General features: G+C 67.7%; 24 protein-coding genes. 18 read left to right on the forward strand and 6 right to left on the reverse strand.

Annotated features, from left to right (window positions below; all coding sequences use genetic code 11):
- The 3 genes from rpmF to mutM are packed head-to-tail and all read left to right on the forward strand — an operon-like array spanning window position 1 to window position 1837.
- Window positions 1-210, forward strand: coding sequence for a 50S ribosomal protein L32 (rpmF, locus tag ACIQLK_RS08905; RefSeq protein WP_018188062.1), 210 nt, complete (start codon window positions 1-3; stop codon window positions 208-210).
- Window positions 211-220: 10 nt separating this feature from the next.
- Window positions 221-913, forward strand: coding sequence for a ribonuclease III (gene rnc, locus ACIQLK_RS08910; protein WP_400364299.1), 693 nt, complete (start codon window positions 221-223; stop codon window positions 911-913).
- A 6-nt stretch (window positions 914-919) separates the two neighbouring features.
- Window positions 920-1837, forward strand: coding sequence for a bifunctional DNA-formamidopyrimidine glycosylase/DNA-(apurinic or apyrimidinic site) lyase (gene mutM, locus ACIQLK_RS08915; protein WP_400364300.1), 918 nt, complete (start codon window positions 920-922; stop codon window positions 1835-1837).
- Here the strand turns inward: mutM and ACIQLK_RS08920 are convergent.
- Both ACIQLK_RS08920 and ACIQLK_RS08925 read right to left on the reverse strand, forming a co-directional pair.
- On the reverse strand, window positions 1834-2928 hold the full coding sequence (locus ACIQLK_RS08920) for a GNAT family N-acetyltransferase (protein ID WP_400364302.1): 1095 nt from the start codon (window positions 2926-2928) through the stop codon (window positions 1834-1836). The genes mutM and ACIQLK_RS08920 overlap by 4 nt on opposite strands.
- A 61-nt stretch (window positions 2929-2989) precedes the next feature.
- Complete coding sequence (locus ACIQLK_RS08925) at window positions 2990-3247, reverse strand: hypothetical protein (RefSeq protein ID WP_400364304.1); 258 nt, start codon at window positions 3245-3247, stop codon at window positions 2990-2992.
- A gap of 420 nt (window positions 3248-3667) precedes the next feature.
- Here ACIQLK_RS08925 and smc point away from each other — a divergent pair, with 420 nt between their 5' ends.
- From smc to ACIQLK_RS08945, 4 genes are all read left to right on the forward strand, one after another.
- On the forward strand, window positions 3668-7171 hold the full coding sequence (gene smc, locus ACIQLK_RS08930; protein WP_400364306.1) for a chromosome segregation protein SMC: 3504 nt from the start codon (window positions 3668-3670) through the stop codon (window positions 7169-7171).
- Window positions 7172-7273: 102 nt separating this feature from the next.
- A complete protein-coding gene (locus tag ACIQLK_RS08935) occupies window positions 7274-7585 on the forward strand; it encodes an excalibur calcium-binding domain-containing protein (protein ID WP_400364307.1) in 312 nt (103 codons plus the stop codon).
- A 22-nt stretch (window positions 7586-7607) separates the two neighbouring features.
- Entirely contained in the window at window positions 7608-8480 is an 873-nt protein-coding gene (gene ftsY, locus ACIQLK_RS08940; RefSeq protein ID WP_400364309.1) for a signal recognition particle-docking protein FtsY, read from the forward strand.
- Window positions 8481-8524: 44 nt separating this feature from the next.
- Window positions 8525-9025, forward strand: coding sequence for a DUF2004 domain-containing protein (locus ACIQLK_RS08945; RefSeq protein WP_065570437.1), 501 nt, complete (start codon window positions 8525-8527; stop codon window positions 9023-9025).
- A 3-nt stretch (window positions 9026-9028) separates the two neighbouring features.
- Here the strand turns inward: ACIQLK_RS08945 and ACIQLK_RS08950 are convergent, their stop codons facing one another.
- The 3 genes from ACIQLK_RS08950 to lipB all read right to left on the reverse strand — a co-directional run bounded on the left by ACIQLK_RS08950 (window position 9029) and on the right by lipB (window position 11116).
- Window positions 9029-9358, reverse strand: a complete 330-nt coding sequence (locus ACIQLK_RS08950) for a hypothetical protein (protein WP_400364311.1) — start codon at window positions 9356-9358, stop codon at window positions 9029-9031.
- A gap of 124 nt (window positions 9359-9482) precedes the next feature.
- On the reverse strand, window positions 9483-10478 hold the full coding sequence (lipA, locus tag ACIQLK_RS08955) for a lipoyl synthase (RefSeq protein WP_400364313.1): 996 nt from the start codon (window positions 10476-10478) through the stop codon (window positions 9483-9485).
- A complete protein-coding gene (lipB, locus tag ACIQLK_RS08960) occupies window positions 10475-11116 on the reverse strand; it encodes a lipoyl(octanoyl) transferase LipB (RefSeq protein ID WP_400364314.1) in 642 nt (213 codons plus the stop codon). The genes lipA and lipB overlap by 4 nt, the downstream gene beginning before the upstream one ends.
- Window positions 11117-11174: 58 nt before the next feature.
- On the opposite strand from lipB, the gene ACIQLK_RS08965 reads away from it, so the two are divergent.
- Window positions 11175-11756, forward strand: coding sequence for a TetR/AcrR family transcriptional regulator (locus ACIQLK_RS08965; protein WP_400364316.1), 582 nt, complete (start codon window positions 11175-11177; stop codon window positions 11754-11756).
- Window positions 11757-11768: 12 nt separating this feature from the next.
- Window positions 11769-13319, forward strand: a complete 1551-nt coding sequence (ffh, locus tag ACIQLK_RS08970) for a signal recognition particle protein (protein WP_400364318.1) — start codon at window positions 11769-11771, stop codon at window positions 13317-13319.
- Window positions 13320-13325: 6 nt separating this feature from the next.
- On the opposite strand, the gene ACIQLK_RS08975 is transcribed toward ffh, so the two are convergent.
- A complete protein-coding gene (locus ACIQLK_RS08975) occupies window positions 13326-14483 on the reverse strand; it encodes a glutamate--cysteine ligase (protein ID WP_400364319.1) in 1158 nt (385 codons plus the stop codon).
- Between the two features lie 185 nt (window positions 14484-14668).
- Between ACIQLK_RS08975 and rpsP the strand changes: the two genes are divergently transcribed.
- The 9 genes from rpsP (at window position 14669) to ACIQLK_RS09020 (ending at window position 19610) form a co-directional block, all read left to right on the forward strand.
- Entirely contained in the window at window positions 14669-15082 is a 414-nt protein-coding gene (gene rpsP / locus ACIQLK_RS08980; RefSeq protein ID WP_400364321.1) for a 30S ribosomal protein S16, read from the forward strand.
- A gap of 4 nt (window positions 15083-15086) precedes the next feature.
- Complete coding sequence (locus ACIQLK_RS08985) at window positions 15087-15317, forward strand: RNA-binding protein (RefSeq protein WP_065570445.1); 231 nt, start codon at window positions 15087-15089, stop codon at window positions 15315-15317.
- 1 nt (window position 15318) lies between these two features.
- On the forward strand, window positions 15319-15924 hold the full coding sequence (gene rimM / locus ACIQLK_RS08990) for a ribosome maturation factor RimM (protein WP_400364323.1): 606 nt from the start codon (window positions 15319-15321) through the stop codon (window positions 15922-15924).
- Window position 15925: 1 nt separating this feature from the next.
- Complete coding sequence (trmD, locus tag ACIQLK_RS08995; protein ID WP_400364324.1) at window positions 15926-16636, forward strand: tRNA (guanosine(37)-N1)-methyltransferase TrmD; 711 nt, start codon at window positions 15926-15928, stop codon at window positions 16634-16636.
- Window positions 16637-16715: 79 nt separating this feature from the next.
- On the forward strand, window positions 16716-17183 hold the full coding sequence (locus tag ACIQLK_RS09000) for an MFS transporter permease (RefSeq protein WP_400364326.1): 468 nt from the start codon (window positions 16716-16718) through the stop codon (window positions 17181-17183).
- A 167-nt stretch (window positions 17184-17350) separates the two neighbouring features.
- On the forward strand, window positions 17351-17698 hold the full coding sequence (gene rplS, locus ACIQLK_RS09005; RefSeq protein WP_065572175.1) for a 50S ribosomal protein L19: 348 nt from the start codon (window positions 17351-17353) through the stop codon (window positions 17696-17698).
- Between the two features lie 135 nt (window positions 17699-17833).
- On the forward strand, window positions 17834-18574 hold the full coding sequence (lepB, locus tag ACIQLK_RS09010; protein ID WP_400364328.1) for a signal peptidase I: 741 nt from the start codon (window positions 17834-17836) through the stop codon (window positions 18572-18574).
- Entirely contained in the window at window positions 18574-19233 is a 660-nt protein-coding gene (locus tag ACIQLK_RS09015; protein WP_400364920.1) for a ribonuclease HII, read from the forward strand. The genes lepB and ACIQLK_RS09015 overlap by 1 nt, the downstream gene beginning before the upstream one ends.
- Window positions 19234-19286: 53 nt before the next feature.
- A complete protein-coding gene (locus ACIQLK_RS09020) occupies window positions 19287-19610 on the forward strand; it encodes a DUF2469 family protein (RefSeq protein ID WP_036309185.1) in 324 nt (107 codons plus the stop codon).
- The last annotated feature ends 90 nt before the right edge of the window (window positions 19611-19700 follow it).

The raw sequence follows: 19700 nt of genomic DNA on the forward strand, positions 1-19700 counted from the left end.
ATGGCAGGTAACCCCCCGAAGCGGAAGGTCTCCCGCTCCAACACCCGTTCGCGTCGCGCGCAGTGGAAGGCCGAGGCCCCCACGCTCGTCAAGACCATCGAGAACGGCAAGGTCGTCTACAGCCGTCCCCACCAGGCGAAGGTCGTCACCGACTCGCAGGGCACGGAGCTGTTCCTCGAGTACAAGGGCCGCAAGGTCGCCGACATCTGATCGCCGCGTCGTGACAGACGCAGTGACCGATCATTCGGTTCTCACACACAAGCTCGGGGTCGTCATCGACCCCGAGCTTGTGTCGCTTGCGCTCACCCACCGCTCCTACGCGTACGAGCACGGCGGGATCGCACACAACGAGCGGCTGGAGTTCCTCGGTGATTCGATCCTCGGCATGGCGGTGACGGTGCACCTGTATCGGACCCATCCCGAGCTGGACGAGGGATCGCTGGCGAAGCGTCGTGCGAGCGTGGTGTCCACCGTCGCCCTCGCGGAGGTTGCTCGCGGCATCGGTCTCGGCGCCCACCTGCGGTTGGGGCGAGGTGAGGATCAGACCGGCGGACGCGACAAGGATTCGATTCTGGCGGACACCACGGAAGCGCTGATCGGCGCTGCCTATCTCTCGGCCGGTGTCGAGGAGGCAACCGCGCTCGTCCTCCGCCTCGTGTCGCCGTTGATGGCCGACCCCGAGCGCTACGGGGCGGCGATGGATCCGAAGACGGCGCTCCAGGAGCTCGCGGCACGACGAGGCATGCCCGCCCCGACGTATCGTGTCGACGCTGAAGGCCCCGACCATCATCGCGTCTTCACGGCGACGGTCGGCGTCGGGGATGTCTCCCGCACCGGGGGCGGATCCAGCAAGAAGCAGGCGGAGATGGCAGCGGCTCTCGCCGTCTGGCGCGAGCTCTCGTCGCTCGCGTGATCCGCCGTGCCTGAGCTGCCTGAGGTCGAGGTCGTCCGTGCCGGTCTCGAACCGGCACTGGCGGGCGCTCGCATCGATGCCGTCACCGTCTCCGACGTACGCGCACTGACACGGCATGCGGGCGACGCCGCGGACTTCGAGGCGCGGGCGAGCGGGCGCCGCGTCGAGGGAGTCGTCCGCCGTGGGAAGTTCCTCTGGATGCCGCTCGAGCCGAGAGCCGGCGGGAACGCAACGCCGGAGGGCGAGGCGATCGTCGGCCATCTCGGAATGAGCGGTCAGATGCTCCTCCGCGAATCCGGAATCCCGCCGCTACGGCACGAGCGCGTGCGCCTGGACATCCGGCATCCCGATCACGGGGAACTCGCGGTCGTCTTCGTCGATCAGCGCACGTTCGGTTCTCTGGCCATCGATCGTCTTCATCCCACGCCCGATGGTGCCGCCGGTGGGCGGGGAAGCGGCATGGCACTGGTGCCCGGTCAGGTCGCCCACATCGCGCGTGATCCCCTCGATCCGGCCTTCGACGAGGACGGCTTCCGGTATGCCGTACGTCGCAGCCGTTCCGCGATCAAACGCGTGTTGCTCGATCAGACGGTCGTGAGCGGCATCGGCAACATCTACGCCGACGAGGCGCTCTGGGCGTCACGGCTGCACCCCGAGCGTCTCGGTCGCGATCTTCCGAGTCGATCGCTCGGGCGTCTCCTCGACGAGGTCCGGGCCGTTCTGCACCGGGCCCTCGCCGAGGGGGGAACGAGTTTCGACGCGCAGTACGTCAACGTCAACGGCCAGGCGGGGTACTTCGCCCACTCGTTGAACGCCTACGGCCGTACCGGCGAGCCCTGTCCTCGGTGCGGGACGCCCATCGTCAGGGTGAGTTTCACCAACCGGTCGAGTCACTACTGCCCGAAGTGCCAGCGCCGGACCTAGGCGAGCACCTTCTTCCACGCGCCGATGTAGGCGGCGGGGACGAAGCCGATCGCTTCGTTAATGCTGAGCATCGGCCGATTCTCCTCGGCGTTCCAGGTGATGATCCGGTGTGATTCCGGGGCGATCTCCCGCCACCTCAGGATCCCCGCGCACTTGATGAGCTGACCCAGGCGATGCCCGCGGTGCTCATGGAGTACCAAGGTGTCCATCTGCTGGGTCGTCGACGTCGGTTCGGCTCCGCTGCACAGTTCGTTGAAGGCGACGACGTCTCCCGTGGCCTCGTGGATCGCTGCGGTGACCAGGACCGTCTGGCCCGCGTCCAGGTAGCGCGCCTCGTGTCGGTCCAGTCGATCGAGGTCCCACTTCTCCTCATCGACCTCGAGACCGGCGGCGGGCGCGTCGGTCGACATACGCGACTTCGCCCACGCGAAACTCTGGCGGTAGGGACGCGGAACGGGGAGCAGCCACTGCTCGACACGGTAGCCGGCAGCGTGGGCTTCGGCATCCGCTCGCAGTTCGCGGACGGTGTCGAGCGAGGCATCCATGTCGAGGACGCTCTTGCGGTCGACCTGCTCGAGCGTATGTCCGTGACGAAGGTAGAACCGAGCAGGGCGATCCTCCGGGATGGTCCCGAATCCGGTGGGTGAAGGAAGCCTCGTCACTGCGACGCCCTCAGGAGGTTCGGGGTGCTCGGCCCACGATTCCAGAACGGTGCGCCCCGCTCGGCGGGCGGTGTCCTCGACGAGTTCGAGGAGGCCGGTACCGATTCCGCGTCCTTGGACGCGTTCGAGGAGTTCGATCGTCCAGAACGCCACCTGGGATCCTTCCTCTGCCGGGATGTCGACGATGACCCGTCCGACGACGGCAGCGTCGACGAGGACGATCCAGCTGCGCTTGTCGTTGTCGGGATTCGGGCGGAAATGCGGGAGCAATTGCCCCGGGGTCGCGGCCTCGTCGTCGTTCGCACTGATCTCGCGGTAGATCTCGTTACGGACATCGACCATCGCGATGAAGTCGGCGGCGTCCGGAGCATCGACGGATCCGGGCACGATCAGGGGCCGGATGTCGTATGCGGTGCTGCTGATGGTCATGTTCTTACTCCTGGAGCGGTTCGGTTCGGGGGCCGCGATCGTGTCGCGGCCCCCGACGGGGTCAGAGACGCGGGCCGAGGAGGGCACGGCGACGGTCCCACTCGGCTTCCCGAGCTCGTCGGGCGACGTTCTCGCGGTGCCGGACTTCGATCTCCTCCCGGTTCGCGCCGGGGCGGGTGCTCCATAGAAGCAGCGCCAGCGCGATACGCAGGGCGAGTCGATCGATGAACGTCTGACGGGGGGCGAGCCCCGTCGGGGTCGGATGCTGCAGCGCGGCGAGGACCGCCGTTGTGCGCTGCGGCGCGGTGAGAGTGCGCATGAGTGATCTCATTTCGGTCGTTGCATTGGATGCCGCGGGCGCGGCGAGGATCGTGCCGCAGCACGAGAGAGCACGGTCGTGGGCAGGCCACGAGGGCCGCCGCACGCGGCGTGGAGGGACGATGAGTCCGAGCGCGTGGTCGCAGAGGGATCCGTCACAAGACGGATCGCGCGAACGCGACGGTCAGCGACCGGTGTGGGTGCGGGTTGCCGCTACGGCGCCGAAGGAGAGGGTCCCCCCTGCGGACGGGAACGCGGTGAACGCTTCTCCGATGGGCATCATGCGAGTAATCATGTCGGGACCTCCTTTCTCAGACTTCTGACGCGAGCCCTGACACTAGCGTCGCCCCGGGCGCGCCGTCAAGTGGCGTCGGCTATTCGTCCGCTAGCGTGGACGGGACGACGACCCCGGAGGCCCTGCATGCACCTGAAGAGCGTGACGCTCAAGGGGTTCAAATCCTTCGCCCAGCCGACGACGTTCGCGCTGGAACCGGGGGTGACCTGCATCGTCGGACCGAACGGTTCGGGCAAGTCGAACGTCGTCGATGCCCTCGCCTGGGTGATGGGCGAGCAGGGGGCGAAGACCCTCCGCGGCGGCAAGATGGAGGACGTCATCTTCGCCGGCACTGCGACTCGGGGACCGCTGGGCCGGGCCGAGGTGCAGCTGACGATCGACAACTCCGACGCCGTTCTGCCGATCGAGTACAGCGAGGTCACGATCAGTCGGACGCTGTTCCGCAACGGATCCAGCGAGTACGCGATCAACGGGGAGACCTGTCGCCTTCTCGACGTGCAGGAGCTGCTCAGTGATTCCGGTCTCGGCCGTGAGATGCACGTCATCGTCGGACAGGGGCGGCTCGACACCGTCCTGCAGGCGAGTCCTGAAGACCGTCGCGGATTCATCGAGGAAGCCGCCGGCATCCTGAAGCACCGACGCCGCAAAGAGAAGACGCTTCGCAAGCTCGAGGCGATGGAGGCGAACCTGACGCGGCTGAGCGATCTCGCCGGAGAACTGCGTCGTCAGCTCAAGCCCCTCGGGAAGCAGGCCGAGATCGCTCGCGAGGCGGCGTCCATCGCGGCCGTGGTGCGCGACGCGAAGGCCCGCCTGTACGCCGACGAGTTGTCGCGGCTGCGGACGGAGCTGGCCGACCACTCCCGCAACGAGCAGGAGCGTCACGCCGAACGGCTCGTCCTGCAGGATCGCGCCGACGGACTCCGCCGTCGGATCGAGGAGCTCGAGACCGACCAGCGGGCGGAAGCGGTCGATCGCGCTCGCGCGGTCACCTTCGAACTCGGACGGGTGCAAGAACGCCTGCGTGGTCTTTATTCCCTGGCTGGCCAGCGACTCGCGTTGCTCGAAGACGACGGCGAGACTCCCGACGCAGGCGCGACCGTGACCCAAGCGATCATCGACGAGGCGCGAGCCGAGATCGACGAGATCGGCTCGGGCCTGGGCGCTGCTCAGGATGCCGCGGCAGCGGCGGCGCGGGACGTCATCCGTGCTCGTGCCGAGCTGGACGCGTTGGACACCGACATCGCCGCGCAGAGCGCTCTCGTGTCGGAGCACGACATGCGACTCGCCTCTTTGCGCGGTCGTGCCGACGCAGCTGCCTCGAAATCTGAGGCGCTGCAGGCCACAGTCGAACGCCAACAGCGAGCCCTCGACGCGGCGGAGCAGCGCCGAGCCGAGGCGGAGTCCGCCCTGGCCGAGATCACTCCGGCCGCGGCGGCGCCGGAGGACTCCGCCGCGGAGTACGCGGCCGCCTACGATCGTGCGCAGCGGGAGGCAGCGGATTCCGAGCGTGAACTCGGATCGATCCGCGAGCGACTGCACGCCGCGGAGCGGGAGCGCGAGTCATTGCTCGCCGAGACGGCGGCACTGGGGCGAGCGCTGGACATCCGGAATGCCGCCGCGGCCGTCGTCGAGCGTGGCGGGACCGGCGTCCGTGGCATCGTCAGCGATGCCATCCGCGTGACCGCGGGCTACGAGGCCGCGGTCGCCGCGGCTCTGGGCGCCCTCGCTGATGGCGTGCTCGTGGATGACCTCGACACCGCGCTCAGCGTCATCACGACCGCTCGCGAGCACGATCTGGGTTCTGTCGACATCGCACTGGTCGACGCGCCGGCGGCGGGCGATCCCGGTCTCGACGGGGAGTGGACGTGGGCCGCAGATGTCGTCGATGCTCCCTCAGGCGTCCGGGCGGCCCTGGTTCGCATCGCCATCACCGACGACATCGACGGAGCGGTCACGGCGTGCAGACGCGCCGCGCACGTGGGCGAGCGCATCGTGGCCGTCACCCGTGCGGGGGAGACGGTGACGGCGAGTACTCTTCAGGCGGGCTCGGGGCAGTCCCGCTCTCGTTTGGAACTGGCTGCCGAGCGCGACGCGGCGCAGGAACGACTGGCCGAGGTCACCGTCATCGCCGATTCGTTGCGCGAAGCCCTCGATGAGGCGCAGTCCGCGTGGGATGCCTCGCGCCAACGTACTCGTGAGGCGCTCACCGCCTTGCGAGAGCACGACTCGGAGCGTGCGGCCCACGCGGAGAAGCTCAACCGCGCGACGGTGCGCCTCGAGGCGGCCGTGGCCGAGTGCGACCGGCTGAGAACGGGCGTTCAGCAGGCCGAGGCTGCCGCACGAGTTGCCGACACGGCCGCGCACTCGGCGCAGGAAGCGTTCACCGCGGCGGAGGAGACTCCTCGACCGATCCTGGACGCTTCGGCACGTGACGGTCTCCTCGATGCGCTGGAAGGTGCCCGGGCTCGAGAGATGGACACGCGCCTCGATGTGGAGACGCTGCGAGAGCGCGTCCGCGCCGCAGAGGGGCGGGTGCTCCAGCTGGAGCGCCAGCGTGAGAGGGAGCGCGCCGCTGCAGAGGCGGCAGCGCGTCGCGCCGTCATCCGTCGTGCCCAGCGAGCTGTGGCCTCCGAGGTCGTGACAGCCCTCCCACCGGTGCTCGATTCCATCGACCGTTCCACGGCCCAGGCCCGGGTCGAGCTCGAGCGTGCGGAGCAGACGCGGACGGCTTTGACCGCGGAGCTCGCACAGCTTCGTCGTGAGGATGGAGAGGTGCGCGAGCGCCTGTCCCGTGTCACGGAGTCCGTGCACGGACTGGAACTCCAGATGCACGAGAAGCGGTTGCACGTTCAGAGCCTGCTCGACAGGGTGCAATCGGAACTCGGCCTGGACGAGAATATTCTGCGAGAGGAATACAGCCCGAACGTGATGCTGTCCGTGGGCGACGGGGAAGAGCCTCAGCCGTTCGACCGCGCGGTACAGAGGAAGCGTCTTCACGACGCCGAGCGAAAACTCGCTCAGCTCGGCCGGGTGAACCCTCTCGCGCTCGAGGAATACGCCGCACTAGAGCAGCGGCACTCCTTCCTGACCGCGCAATTGGACGACCTCGTCCGCACCCGCGCGGACCTGCTCACGATCATCGAGGAGCTGGACGAGCGGATGCAGACGATCTTCCTCGCCGCGTTCGAGGACACGAAGACGGCCTTCGGGGAGGTCTTCCCGATTCTGTTCCCCGGCGGCACGGGCTCGATCTCACTCACGGATCCGGATCACCCGCTGACGACGGGCATCGACGTCGCGGTGCGCCCGGTCGGGAAGAAGATCGAACGGCTGTCGCTCCTGTCTGGCGGGGAGCGATCGCTCGCGGCGGTGGCGCTCCTGACGGCGATCTTCAAGGCGCGCCCGAGTCCGTTCTACATCCTGGATGAGGTGGAGGCGGCGCTCGACGACGCCAACCTCGGACGCCTGCTCGGCGTATTCGAACAGCTCCGGGAGTCGAGTCAGCTCATCGTGATCACGCACCAGAAGCGGACGATGGAGATCGCGGATGCGCTGTACGGGGTATCGATGCGGCAGGACGGTGTGTCCGCCGTCGTCGGTCAACGCGTCCGGGAGCGCGTCGCGGTGTGACACGGGCGTGCTGTGTACTGTGTGCCTCGGGGACGGGGTGTCCCCGAAGAAGACCGGGGGTCGGGGATGAAGAGTTCTCTGCGAGCACGTACGCGGCGCACGATGATGGCTGTGGTCGTGGCGGGAGCGCTGATCGGAGCTCCGTCGGTGGCGTCGGCGGCGCCGATGCCGGCGTCATCTGTGAGCGCGACACGCGTCGCGCCCGCTGCGAAACCGGCGATCAAGAAGTTCGCGAACTGCACGGCGCTCAACAAGGTCCACAAGGGCGGAGTGGCAAAGGCGGGCGTCAAGTACAACAAGGTGAACGGCAAGAACAAGGCGTTCAAGGTCAAGCCGACCATCTCGAGCGCCTTGTACAAAGCGAACTCCAAGATGGACCGCGACAAGGACGGCATCGCCTGCGAGAAGGGCTGAGCGGGTCAACTAGCCTGGGGGCATGGCGGAGAGCTCTTGGTCCCTCGGTCGCGCGCTGCGCGGCCTGTTCGTCAAGCCGACGATCGATGAGACGACGTGGGACGACCTGGAGACAGCGCTCCTGACGGCCGACTTCGGTCCCGACATCACTGAACGCATCGTCGATGAGCTCCGCGAGAAGGTCGAAAGGTACCGGACGACCGATCCCAAGGACTTGCAGCGCATGCTTCGCGAGACGCTCGAAGAGCATTTTGCGAAGTTCGACACGACGCTCCGCCTGAGCGAACGACCGGCCGTCGTCCTCGTGGTCGGGGTCAACGGTGTCGGGAAGACGACGACGATCGGGAAGTTCGCAAGCTATCTCCGGCGGTTCGGACGAAGTGTCGTCGTCGGCGCGGCCGATACATTCCGTGCCGCTGCGGTCGACCAGTTGGCGACCTGGGCGGAGCGCGGGGGAGCGGCGATCGTGCGCCCTCAGCAGGAGGGGCAGGACCCGGCATCCGTTGCCTTCCAGACCATCGATCACGCCATCCGCACCGGTACGGAGATCGTCCTCGTCGATACCGCGGGACGCCTGCACACGAAGGCCGGACTCATGGATGAACTCACGAAGATACGCCGAGTCATCGAGAAACAGGCTCCGATCAGCGAGGTGCTCCTCGTCCTCGACGCCACGACGGGTCAGAACGGGGTCATGCAGGCCGAGGCGTTCCTCGAGCACGCCGGGGTGACGGGTCTCGTCCTGACGAAGCTCGACGGCTCGGCTCGCGGAGGGTTCGTCCTCGCGGTGCAGGAGCGAACCGGCATCCCCGTCAAGCTTCTCGGACAAGGCGAGGGGATCGGTGACCTGACCGGTTTCACCCCTCACGTCTTCGCCTCCGCGCTGGTCGATTGACCGGAGCGGTCGCGCCGGGTCGCCAAGGCTGGTTTCATTGGAGCATGGCGATCGAACACGACTACTTCGGACTTCTCGAGTCCGGACCCGACGGGTCGATCTTCTGGTCTGAGGTCGTCGACTTCGGTGATCAACGCGTCACCGTCGATCTCACGGCCCCCGATCAGGACGACGTGTCGATCGAGGCGCTCGATGTCGCCGCGGCGATGATCGCGGCGCTGGAGACCATCGATCTCCGCGCGCGGAACGCGATGGTGTCGGAACTGGACGACCGCACGAGTGAAGTCACCGAGTTCATCCTCCAACAGCAGGAGATGCTGGGGGAGGACATCGAGGACCTCCTCGTCGACGTTTCAGGCGACACGCACATGGACGTGATCCGCTCTCTCCAGCTCATGAGCATGACGATCCTCGCCGACGAGCACAGCGGCAAGGATCCGTTCGCCGTCCTGGAGTACGCCCTCGATCCGGATTCCACGGATGACGTGCTCCTGGTCAACCTCGATGTCGCCGGCGCCGTCCAATCGGTGACCAGCGCCGACTGACCCTCAGCCGCGGGTCGCGTGCGCCCAGTCGAGCGCATCGCGCAATGTGGCCAGGTCCCGGTACCAGGTGCGCACCTCGGCGCGGCACCGAACGCGGTCGACGCGAGTGTCGTACTCCCCGCACTCCGCCATCGCCTCGGAGTCGGTGGGCGGGTACTCGCCCGAGCCGTCGTAGTAGGTGATCTCGAATCCGTTCGCGGCGTCGCCGGTGACGGAGACGACCGTCTTCGGCCCGGGCTCAGCCGGAGGCTGGGCTGCGTGGGCGTGGGGGAGTGCCGCGGTCACCGCGATCGCGGTGCCGAGGAGTGCGGTCAGGGCGAGAGGAGTGCGCATGAGGTCTCTTCCGTTCGTGGTGCCGGTCGGTCCGGCACCACGAACGTAGGAAAGACCCCGACCTCGGCCGGTGAGAACGGCACTCTTCGTGGAGGGAAGTCGCCGACGCGCGTCTGTGGAGGAATCAGACGGCTTGCGCGAACCCGGCTGCGTCGGCCTCTTCCGCCAGATGGGCGAGATCGGTCGGGATGACGCGACCCTTGGACCTCATCGAACGCGCCCACAGCCGACCCGCGCGGTACGACGACCGGACGAGCGGGCCCGCGAGGACCCCGAGGAAACCGATCGATTCCGCGAGCTCCCGGAGTTCGACGAACTCCTGGGGCGTCACCCAGCGAGCCACCGGGAGGTGCCGGGGCGACGGGCGCAGGTACTGCGTGAGCGTGATGATGTCGGTTCCGGCGGCGTGGAGATCTCGCAGGGCTTCCTCGATCTCGCGGCGCTCCTCGCCCATCCCCAGGATGAGGTTGGACTTCGTGATCAACCCGGCATCCCGCGCCCTCGTCAGCACTCCCAGGGACCGCTCGTAGCGGAACGCGGGGCGGATGCGCTTGAAGATGCGGGGAACCGTCTCGACGTTGTGCGCGAACACCTCGGGTCGCGACGCGAAGACGACGTCGAGGAGTTCGGGGTCGCCGTTGAAGTCCGTGGCGAGCAACTCCACGCCCGTTCCCGGGTTCGCCGTGTGGATCTGACGGACCGTCTCGGCATTCAGCCAGGCACCGCCGTCGGGGAGGTCGTCGCGGGCCACGCAGGTCACGGTCGCGTAGCGGAGGCGCATGCGCGTCACGCTCTCCGCGACGCGGCGGGGTTCATCCGTGTCGTAGTCGGCGGGCTTGCCGGTGTCGATCTGGCAGAAGTCGCACCGACGGGTGCACTGCGAACCGCCGATGAGGAACGTCGCCTCGCGGTCCTCCCAGCATTCGAAGATGTTGGGGCACCCCGCTTCCTGGCATACGGTGTGGAGCCCTTCGTCCTTCACGAGGGACTGCAGCTCCTGGTACTCCGGACCCATCCGCGCCTTCGTGCGGATCCATTCGGGTTTCCGCTCGATCGGCGTCTGGGCGTTCCGCACCTCGAGGCGGAGCATTCGCCGCCCGTCGGGGGTCGACGCACTCATGCCGCTGCCTCCGTTCCGAACTCCGCCGCGAACGCGGATGTCACCACGGGGAGCACGTCGCGGGGCGACACGTCGTCGTTCAGGAGTGCGCTGAGCGTCGTGACGCCGGCATCCGAGATCCCGCAGGGGATGATCCGGGAGAACGGCTCGAGCGAGTTGTCGCAGTTCAGGGCGAACCCGTGCATCGTGACGCCGCTCTGCACCCGCACGCCGATGGCGGCGATCTTCTCCGTGGCGCCGGCGTGGTCGACCCAGACGCCGCTGCGACCCTCCACGCGCTTCCCGTCGACGCCGAGGGACCGCGTAATGCCGATGAGCACGTCCTCGAGTCGCCGGACGTGCGCCACGACGTCCACGGGCTCGGTGAGACGGACGATCGGGTACCCGACGAGCTGCCCCGGACCGTGCCAGGTGATCTTGCCGCCGCGGTCCACATCGACGACGGGTGTGCCGTCGGTCGGACGCTCGTGGGACGCGGTGCGCGCTCCGGCCGTGTAGACGGCTTCGTGCTCGAGGAGCAGAAGCGTGTCGGCACGGCGACCGGACACGATCTCCGCATGGAGCTCACGCTGAAGCGCCCAGCCGTCGCGGTACGAGACGAGGTCGGGTGACATGCCGACCGTGCGGATATCGATCACGAGAAGCCTCCGAGTTGTTGGACTGCGTGCAACAATACGCCGCCGATAGGCTGACGGCATGACGAGCGGTCGACCCCGCGCGTCGTCCCGGGAGGTCCTCTCCGAGGCGGCCTGCGAACTCTTCCTCGAACGTGGCTTCGACGCCACGTCCGTCACCGACATCGCTGCGCGCGCGGGAGTGAGCAGATCCAGCTTCTTCAACTACTTCGAATCCAAGGAAGCGATCCTCTGGTCATCGCTCGACACGCGCATCGAATCCCTGCGCACCGACGCGCCCCTGCGCGATCCGCAGTCGGGGCTCGCGCAGATGCTCCATGACCTCGAACCCGACAGCCTGGCGCTCGCGCTGGTCAACGCCCACGCGATGGGATTGGTCGATGAGCTGGAGCGCGGAGCCGCCGTTCGCAGCGCGCGGATCGCCGCTGTCGTCTCGGCATCCCTTGTCGCGCGCGGTGCCGCGCAGGTGCCGGCGGCGATCTGCGGAGCCGCCCACGCCGGTGCGGTGATGGTCGCGATCGAGCGCTGGGCCCGCGCCGGGGCCGGTCGCGCGTCGCTTTCGGGAGAGCTCGACGAGGCGCTCGCGGTCGCCGCGGTCACGTTGCCGGCGCGAGACACCGGGCAGACGCCGCCACTCGACTAAACTCGAGCCATCATGGCTACTTTCGGCACGCTCTCCGATCGTCTCACCGAGACCTTCCGCAACCTCCGCACGAAGGGAAAGCTGTCGCCCGCCGACGTCGACGGCACGGTGCGCGAGATCCGTCGGGCACTGCTCGATGCCGACGTCGCACTGCAGGTGGTGAAGGAGTTCACCGGCAAGGTGCGCGAGCGCGCTCTCGGAGACGAGGTCAGCCGGGCCTTGAATCCCGCGCAGCAGGTCGTCCAGATCGTCAACGAGGAACTCGTCGCGATCCTCGGCGGCGACCAGCGCCGTCTGCAGTTCGCCAAGCAGCCGCCGACCGTCATCATGCTCGCGGGGCTCCAGGGTTCGGGTAAGACGACCTTCGCCGGCAAGCTTGCGAAGCAGCTTGAGAAGGATGGACACACGCCGCTCCTCGTCGCCTGCGACCTCCAGCGACCCAACGCCGTCAACCAGCTGACCGTCGTCGCGGAGCGCGCGGGCGCCGCCATATACGCACCGGAGCCGGGCAATGGCGTGGGCGACCCCGTCTCGGTCGCTCGGAACGGCGTCGAGCACGCGCGACGCCAGCAGTTCGACACCGTCATCATCGACACGGCCGGCCGTCTCGGCGTCGACGCCGAGCTCATGAAGCAGGCCGCTGACATCCGCACGGCGACCGATCCGGATGAGGTCCTCTTCGTCATCGACGCGATGATCGGCCAGGACGCGGTGAACACGGCGAAGGCGTTCCAGGACGGTGTCGACTTCACCGGTGTCGTCCTGTCCAAGCTGGACGGCGACGCGCGAGGCGGAGCGGCGCTGTCGGTCGCCTCGGTGACGGGGCGCCCGATCATCTTCGCCTCCACGGGCGAAGGACTCGACGACCTCGAGCCGTTCCACCCCGACCGGATGGCGAGCCGCATCCTCGACCTCGGCGACATCCTGACCCTCATCGAACAGGCTCAGCAGGCCTTCGACGAGGAGGAAGCCCAGCGCGTCGCCGAGAAGCTCGCAACGGAGCAGTTCACCCTCGAAGACTTCCTCGACCAGCTTCAGCAGGTCCGGAAGATGGGCTCGATGAAGAAGATGCTGGGCATGCTGCCCGGCATGGGGCAGATGAAGCAGCAGATCGAGAACTTCGACGAGCGTGAGATCGACCGCACCGAGGCCATCATCCGCTCCATGACACCGATCGAGCGACGCAACCCGAAGGTGTTGAACGGGTCGCGGCGTCTTCGGATCGCGCGGGGTTCGGGTATGACCGTCACCGACGTGAATCAGCTCGTGCAGCGCTTCGACCAGGCCGCGAAGATGATGAAGACCGTCGCCCGCGGGGGAGTGCCCTCCATGCCCGGGATGGGCGCCGTCGGAGGCAAGCCGGGAGCCTCGAGCAAGCGAGGCAAGAAGCAGAAGAGCAGTGGCGGTTCGCGTTCGGGCAACCCCGCGAAGCGGGCGGCGGAGAACGCCGGCCTCGCGGCCGCGCCCACGGCGGCATCCGGTTCGGGCTTCGGACTCGGCGCATCCTCGCAGCCGTCCGAGGCCGACCTCGCCGAGATCCAGAAACTCTTCGGCAAGAACTGAGCGGCCTCAGCCGACGGACACGACCTCGCGCAGGGACGGCCCGCCCCGGAATTCCCGGATGAGGTGGTGCACGACCTCGCGGAGGTCTCCGCCGGCGGCGTCCGCCACTCGGATCTGACGCTCGTAGCTCGCGCCCTGATCGAGGATCCGGGCCACGCCGGCGAACTCCTTGGCGCAGTGGAGTTCGGCTGCAAGGGGGGAGAGCGACTCGACGACCTCGCGGAGATGGTCGGCGACGTGTCGCTGGCGCCCGTCGCGGTCCACGATGATGTCGGCCTGAAGGCCGTACCTGGCCGCACGCCACTTGTTCTCGCGAACGAACCACGGCTGCATGGTGGGAAGGGGCTGTCCTTCGTCGAGCATTCGGGAGAAGTGCTCCGCGAGCACCTGGACGAGTGCGGCGACGGCGGCGAGCTCGGGCAGCGTGGACATCCCGTCGCAGGCGCGGATCTCGATCGTGCCCCAGCGCGGAGCGGGACGGATGTCCCACCGGACCTCGGTGGCATCGGACATCACCCCGGTGCGCATCATGTCGTCGAGGTAGGACTCGTACTGCGCCCAGTCCTCGAGCGGCCACGGCAGTCCCGCGGTGGGAAGCTGCTGGAAGACCAATGCGCGATTCGACGCATAGCCGGTGCGGTCGCCCGCCCAGAACGGACTCGACGCCGACAACGCCTGCAGATGGGGGAGATAGGCCGACAGTGCGTTGATCATCGGGAACACCTTCGCGACGTCCTCGACCCCGACGTGCACATGGATGCCCCAGATCATCATGTTTCGTCCCCACCACTGCGTCCGCTCGATGAGCTTGTGGTAGCGGGTCTTGTCCGTCACCTCCTGGTCGTACCAGCGCGCGAACGGGTGGCTGCCGGCGCAGAGGAGCTCGATCTCGATCGGATCGGTGACGGTGCGGATCAGGTCGATCGCGTCGCCGATGTCGTCGACGGCGGCAGCGACGGTCCTGCCGACGCCACTCGTCACCTCGATCGTGTTGGTGAGGAGTTCTCCGGTGACGGTGTGACGCTCGTGGCGCGTCTGCTCCTCGACCTGGTCGAGAATGCCGGGAGCCGCGGGGACGAGGTCACCGGTCGACCGGTCGACCAGCATGATCTCCCATTCGATCCCGACGGACGAACGAGCGGATGTGGCGAAGGTCACCGTCATGCGCTCAGTGTGGCACGGCGGTTCGACGGTTCGCGGCATCCTCCTCCATCTGGCAGAATGGACGGTTGGACCGCCTTGCCCGACCCTCTATCCGGCTCGGAGGTCCACCGCAGAGCTCCCGCCGGGTGTGCACCCCACGCTCCAGGCGACGTTCATCATCATTCGCAACACCATTCAGGAGAATTGTGGCTGTCAAGATCCGTCTGAAGCGCATGGGCAAGATCCGCGCGCCGTACTACCGCATCGTCGTCGCCGACTCGCGCACCAAGCGCGACGGTCGCGTCATCGAGGAGATCGGCAAGTACCACCCGACCGAGCAGCCCTCGTTCATCGAGGTCGACTCGGAGCGCGCGCAGTACTGGCTCTCCGTCGGCGCTCAGCCGACCGAGCAGGTCGCCGCCATCCTCAAGCTCACGGGCGACTGGGGCAAGTTCAAGGGCGACCAGAACGCGGTCTCGACCGTGAAGACGGCCGAGCCGAAGGCCCCCTTCGAGCTCGACTCGTCGAAGAAGTCGGTCATCAAGCCGAAGGCGGAGAAGAAGGCCGAGGCGCCCGCCGCCGACGCTGCGGCCGCCGACGACGCGACCGAGTCCGAGTAAGACCTTGCTGGCCGCCGCGCTCGAACACATCGTCAAGGGGATCGTCGATCACCCGGATGACGTCACCATCGCCTCCAGCACCTCGCCTCGCGGCGAAGTGCTCGAGGTGCGTGTGCACCCCGATGATCGGGGTCGTGTGATCGGGCGCGGCGGACGCACGGCGAAAGCCCTGCGTACCCTCATCTCCGCGCTGGCCGACGGCTCGCGCGTCCGCGTCGACGTTGCGGACGACTGACGTGTCGGCGAACCCGGCCAGGACGCAACTGCGTGTCGGTCGTCTGGTCAAGGCGCACGGGCTCAAGGGCGCTCTCAAGCTCGAGCTGTACACCGACGATCCCGACGGGCGCTTCGTGCCCGGCGCCGTCTTCACGCTCCAGGTTCCGGAATCGTCGCCGTGGCACGGGAAGACCGTCACGGTGCGGGAGTTCAAGTGGATGAACTCCCATCCCGTCGTGTTCCTCGACGGAGTCGATGACCGCAACGACGCCGAGTCTCTCGTCCGCGCGATCCTCTGGGTCGACCAGGACGCCACCGCACCGGTCGTCGAGGACGACGCCTGGTACGACCATCAGCTGGTGGGCCTCGACGTCGTCCGAGACGGCGACGTCGTGGGTCGAATCGCGCGAGTCGATCACTTCCCCTCTCAGGATCTGCTGATCGTCCAGCTAGCGGGTGGACAGGACCGCGAAGTCCTCGTCCCGTTCGTGAAGGCCATCGTCCCCGAGGTCGACATGGCCGCCCGCCGCCTCGTGGTGACCCCGCCGGCGGGTCTGTTCGAGGACCTCCCGGCCGAGGACGACGCGTCCGACGAATCGGCTGGCGAGGCCAACACCGGGTCCTGACGTGCGCATCGACGTCGTCACGATCTTCCCCGCGTTCTTCGACGTCCTCGAAGTCTCGCTCCTCGGTCGCGCGCGCGGTGCGGGTCTGCTGGACGTACGCGTCCATGATCTGCGTGGACACACGACCGACCGGCACCGGACCGTCGACGACACGCCCTACGGCGGTGGCGCCGGCATGGTGATGAAGCCCGAGCCCTGGGGACTCGCTCTCGACGCGATCGCGGGGCGAACCGATGACAACGCCGAGGACGCGGCATCCGGGCCTCTGTTCGTCTTCCCCTCGCCCGCTGGCGAGCGCTTCACGCAGGCGACCGCCCGCGAATGGAGCGCCGAGCCGCACATCGTGTTCGGGTGCGGGCGCTACGAAGGGATCGACGAACGCGTCTTCTCCTACGCCGCGACGATCGGTCGCGTGCGCCTGGTGAGCCTCGGCGACTATGTGCTCAACGGCGGCGAGGTCGCGGCGATGGCGATGATCGAAGCGGTCGGGCGGCTCATCCCGGGTGTCGTGGGGAACCCGGAGAGCCTGGTCGAGGAGTCCCACGAGGACGGTCTCCTGGAGTACCCGTCGTACACAAAGCCGGCGTCGTGGCGTGGCTATGACGTTCCGGACGTCCTGCTCAGCGGGCATCACGGCCGGGTCGCGCAGTGGCGTCGCGACCAGCAGGTGGAACGCACCCGTGCACGTCGGCCCGATCTTCTGACCGACTGAGGCTGTCGGTCGGTCAGGGCTGTTCGGCGACCGGGTCGTTCCCGGGGACCACGCAGTCGGCGCGGCGTAGCATCAGATCATGCCCCTGCGTCGCGGATTCTTCTTCTGGCTGCTGCCGAGCGCGGTCGTCCTGCCGGTGTGGCTGCTGATCGGCTGGATCGTGTCGGATGCCGGAGGCTGGGCTCTGGCATGGGTGATCATCATCGCCATCCCGTCCGTGTTCGTCGGGCAGCTGATCCTCACACTGCTCATCCGGTCCCGCGGGACGGTCCGCCACTCGCGGGCGCTGTCGTGGCGGGACGTCGCGGGGATCGGCCTCTGGCACGTCCTCACCGTCCTCGTGGGGCTCTTCAGCGAAGCGTGGTTCTGGCCCCTCCTGATCGGAGCGATCGTCGTGTTCTTCGGTGTGTTCTGGTCTTCGCTGTGGCAGCTGTTCCAGGAAGGTCGTCCGTCCGTCATCCTCCGGCGCTACACCGCGCCGGCCGGCGCCGTTCGGCCGGACGCCGCTGTCGTGGTCCTCGAAGAGAAACGGGACCCGTTGCGCTGAGCCCGCGGGTTTGGAGGGGGTCGGCATCCATGGCAGAATGGGCGTTTGTGCCCTGACAGATCTCTGCCTCAGGGGAGTTCGGAGCCGCTGCGGCACCGACGGGGCGCCGCATCCTTTCTCCTCTAACTCTCGCGGTCGACCTGGGGCGGTCGCAGGAAGTGATGATCATGCAGATCCTCGACTCCGTCGACGCCGCCTCACTGCGGTCCGACATCCCCGTCTTCAACGCCGGCGACACCGTCAAGGTGCACGTCAACATCACCGAAGGCAACCGCTCGCGTATCCAGGTCTTCCAGGGTGTCGTCATCGGTCGCTCGGGCGATGGCGTCCGTGAGACGTTCACCGTTCGCAAGATCAGCTTCCAGGTCGGCGTGGAGCGCACGTTCCCCGTCCACAGCCCGGTGATCGACCACATCGAGGTCGTCACGCGCGGTGACGTGCGTCGCGCGAAGCTGTACTACCTGCGCGAGCTGCGCGGCAAGAAGGCCAAGATCAAGGAGAAGCGCGACCGCTGAGCGCCTCTTCGAACGGATGCCCCGGGACCTCGGTCTCGGGGCATCCGTCGTTCCCGGGTGTTTCGGGGCTCGGCGCCGACGTCATGTGCGACCCTGGATACCGGTCGCCGAACCCCGGCACCGGTGAAGGACAGCATGACCACCGACTCCCCGTCGCCCGCTCTCGACAGCGACGTTCGCGCACGTCCTCGACGCCGAGGGCCGTGGCCTTTCATCCGTGACGTACTCGTCATCCTGCTGGTGGCGATCCTCGTCTCCTTCCTGGTCAAGACGTTCCTCGTGCGATCGTTCTACATTCCGTCGGGTTCGATGGAGAACACGCTCCTGAAGGGCGACCGGATCCTCGTCGACGAGCTCACGCCGCGCTTCGGCAGCTACGAGCGCGGCGACGTCGTCGTGTTCAAGGATCCCGGCGGCTGGTTGCCCACGACCTATCGTCCCGAGGACCCCCCCCTGACGGCCGCGGTTGACTGGCTCGGCTCGCTGGTGGGGCTCTCGGCGTCCGACAGCGAGGATCACCTCATCAAGCGCGTCATCGGTCTGCCGGGCGACCACGTCGTCTGCTGCAACACGCTCGGTCAGGTGACGGTCAACGACGTCCCGATCGACGAGACGCCCTATGTCGCACTGAGCCCGTCTCAGTCCGCGCCGGACGAATTCGATTACGACGTCACCGTGCCCGAAGGATCCGTGTGGGTGCTCGGCGACAACCGCGACAACTCTCAGGACTCCCGGTACCAGCAGGATCAGCCGGGGCACGGGTTCGTTCCGATCGACAACATCGTCGGACGTGCCTTCCTCATCACCTGGCCGTTCGACCGCTTCGGCACCATCGACTTCCACCACGAGGTCTTCCGGGGAGTCCCCGCGCCATGATGGCCGTCGTCGCGCCGACGCTCACCCTCGAGCGGCGTCTCCTGCGCGAGCACACCCTCGTCATCGCCTGCGATGAGGTCGGTCGCGGCGCCCTGGCCGGTCCGGTCGCCGTCGGAGCGGTGGCGGCGGATGCCGCTTTCAGCCGTCGACGCGTGCCCGAGGGACTCCGGGACTCGAAGCTCATCGTGGAACCCCGCCGTGCCGGGGTCGCCGAGCGGGCGCGGGCCTGGGTGCCGGCACACGCCGTGGGATGGGCGACAGCTGCCGAAGTCGACGAGGTCGGCATCATCCGAGCGCTGGGGCTGGCGGCTGTGCGCGCGATCGACGACCTCCGGCGGCAGGGTGTCGACGTGCAGGACGCCCTCGTGATCCTCGACGGCAACCACGACTACATCACCCCGGTCGCGCCCATCGGGCGAGGTGTCCGACCCGTCATCAAGGCCGACCGCGACTGCGCGTCGGCCTCGGCGGCATCCGTCATCGCCAAGGTCGCGCGCGACGCCCACATGTCCGAACTCGATATGGACGCGCCGGTCTACGGCTGGTCCCGGAACAAGGGCTATGCCAGCGCGGAGCACAGGGCGGCGATAGACAGCCACGGGCTCAGCGCGTATCACCGAGCATCGTGGTCCATCGCAGCCGCACCCACCTTGTTCTAGACGCCGCCGTCGGGGTCTGCGGCGCCCCGGCGCCCGCCTAGGATGGAGTCACCATGGATGACGAAGTCTTCGAGGACTACGACCGCGAACTCGAGCTGGCCCTCTACAAGGAGTACCGCGACGTCGTCGGTCAGTTCCAGTATGTGATCGAGACCGAGCGCAGGTTCTATCTCGCCAATGAGGTCAACGTCGTCCGTCGCGACACCGAGCACGATTTCTACTTCGAGATATCGATGAACGACGTGTGGGTGTGGGACATCTACCGAGCGGATCGGTTCGTGAAGTCCGTCCGGGTGCTGACCTTCAAGGACGTCAACGTCGAAGAACTCCAGCGGCGCGACTTCCAGCTCCCCGAGGAACTGTCGCTCGACGGCTGAGCCTTCTCCCCAGCCGGGGTGCTTCGCCGGGCACTCCCCAGACCCGATCGGATCCCGTCTCTGTCGCAGCCCCGGCCACACAGTGGGGGA

This window comes from Microbacterium sp. NPDC091382 (assembly GCF_044757025.1).
Classification (GTDB): Bacteria; Actinomycetota; Actinomycetes; order Actinomycetales; family Microbacteriaceae; genus Microbacterium.

Excerpts from the sequence above, each read along its gene's own strand:
- ACIQLK_RS09000 (WP_400364326.1), top strand. The coding sequence starts at position 16,716 with ATGCCCCTGCGTCGCGGATTCTTCTTCTGGCTGCTGCCGAGCGCGGTC.
- smc (WP_400364306.1), top strand. The coding sequence starts at position 3,668 with ATGCACCTGAAGAGCGTGACGCTCAAGGGGTTCAAATCCTTCGCCCAG.
- ftsY (WP_400364309.1), top strand. The coding sequence starts at position 7,608 with ATGGCGGAGAGCTCTTGGTCCCTCGGTCGCGCGCTGCGCGGCCTGTTC.
- ffh (WP_400364318.1), top strand. The coding sequence starts at position 11,769 with ATGGCTACTTTCGGCACGCTCTCCGATCGTCTCACCGAGACCTTCCGC.
- rpmF (WP_018188062.1), top strand. The coding sequence starts at position 1 with ATGGCAGGTAACCCCCCGAAGCGGAAGGTCTCCCGCTCCAACACCCGT.
- ACIQLK_RS08975 (WP_400364319.1), bottom strand. The coding sequence starts at position 14,483 with ATGACGGTGACCTTCGCCACATCCGCTCGTTCGTCCGTCGGGATCGAA.
- ACIQLK_RS08920 (WP_400364302.1), bottom strand. The coding sequence starts at position 2,928 with ATGACCATCAGCAGCACCGCATACGACATCCGGCCCCTGATCGTGCCC.
- ACIQLK_RS09020 (WP_036309185.1), top strand. The coding sequence starts at position 19,287 with ATGGATGACGAAGTCTTCGAGGACTACGACCGCGAACTCGAGCTGGCC.
- ACIQLK_RS08935 (WP_400364307.1), top strand. The coding sequence starts at position 7,274 with ATGATGGCTGTGGTCGTGGCGGGAGCGCTGATCGGAGCTCCGTCGGTG.
- lipA (WP_400364313.1), bottom strand. The coding sequence starts at position 10,478 with ATGAGTGCGTCGACCCCCGACGGGCGGCGAATGCTCCGCCTCGAGGTG.
- lepB (WP_400364328.1), top strand. The coding sequence starts at position 17,834 with ATGACCACCGACTCCCCGTCGCCCGCTCTCGACAGCGACGTTCGCGCA.
- rplS (WP_065572175.1), top strand. The coding sequence starts at position 17,351 with ATGCAGATCCTCGACTCCGTCGACGCCGCCTCACTGCGGTCCGACATC.
- ACIQLK_RS08945 (WP_065570437.1), top strand. The coding sequence starts at position 8,525 with ATGGCGATCGAACACGACTACTTCGGACTTCTCGAGTCCGGACCCGAC.
- ACIQLK_RS08925 (WP_400364304.1), bottom strand. The coding sequence starts at position 3,247 with ATGCGCACTCTCACCGCGCCGCAGCGCACAACGGCGGTCCTCGCCGCG.
- ACIQLK_RS08965 (WP_400364316.1), top strand. The coding sequence starts at position 11,175 with ATGACGAGCGGTCGACCCCGCGCGTCGTCCCGGGAGGTCCTCTCCGAG.
- ACIQLK_RS09015 (WP_400364920.1), top strand. The coding sequence starts at position 18,574 with ATGGCCGTCGTCGCGCCGACGCTCACCCTCGAGCGGCGTCTCCTGCGC.
- ACIQLK_RS08950 (WP_400364311.1), bottom strand. The coding sequence starts at position 9,358 with ATGCGCACTCCTCTCGCCCTGACCGCACTCCTCGGCACCGCGATCGCG.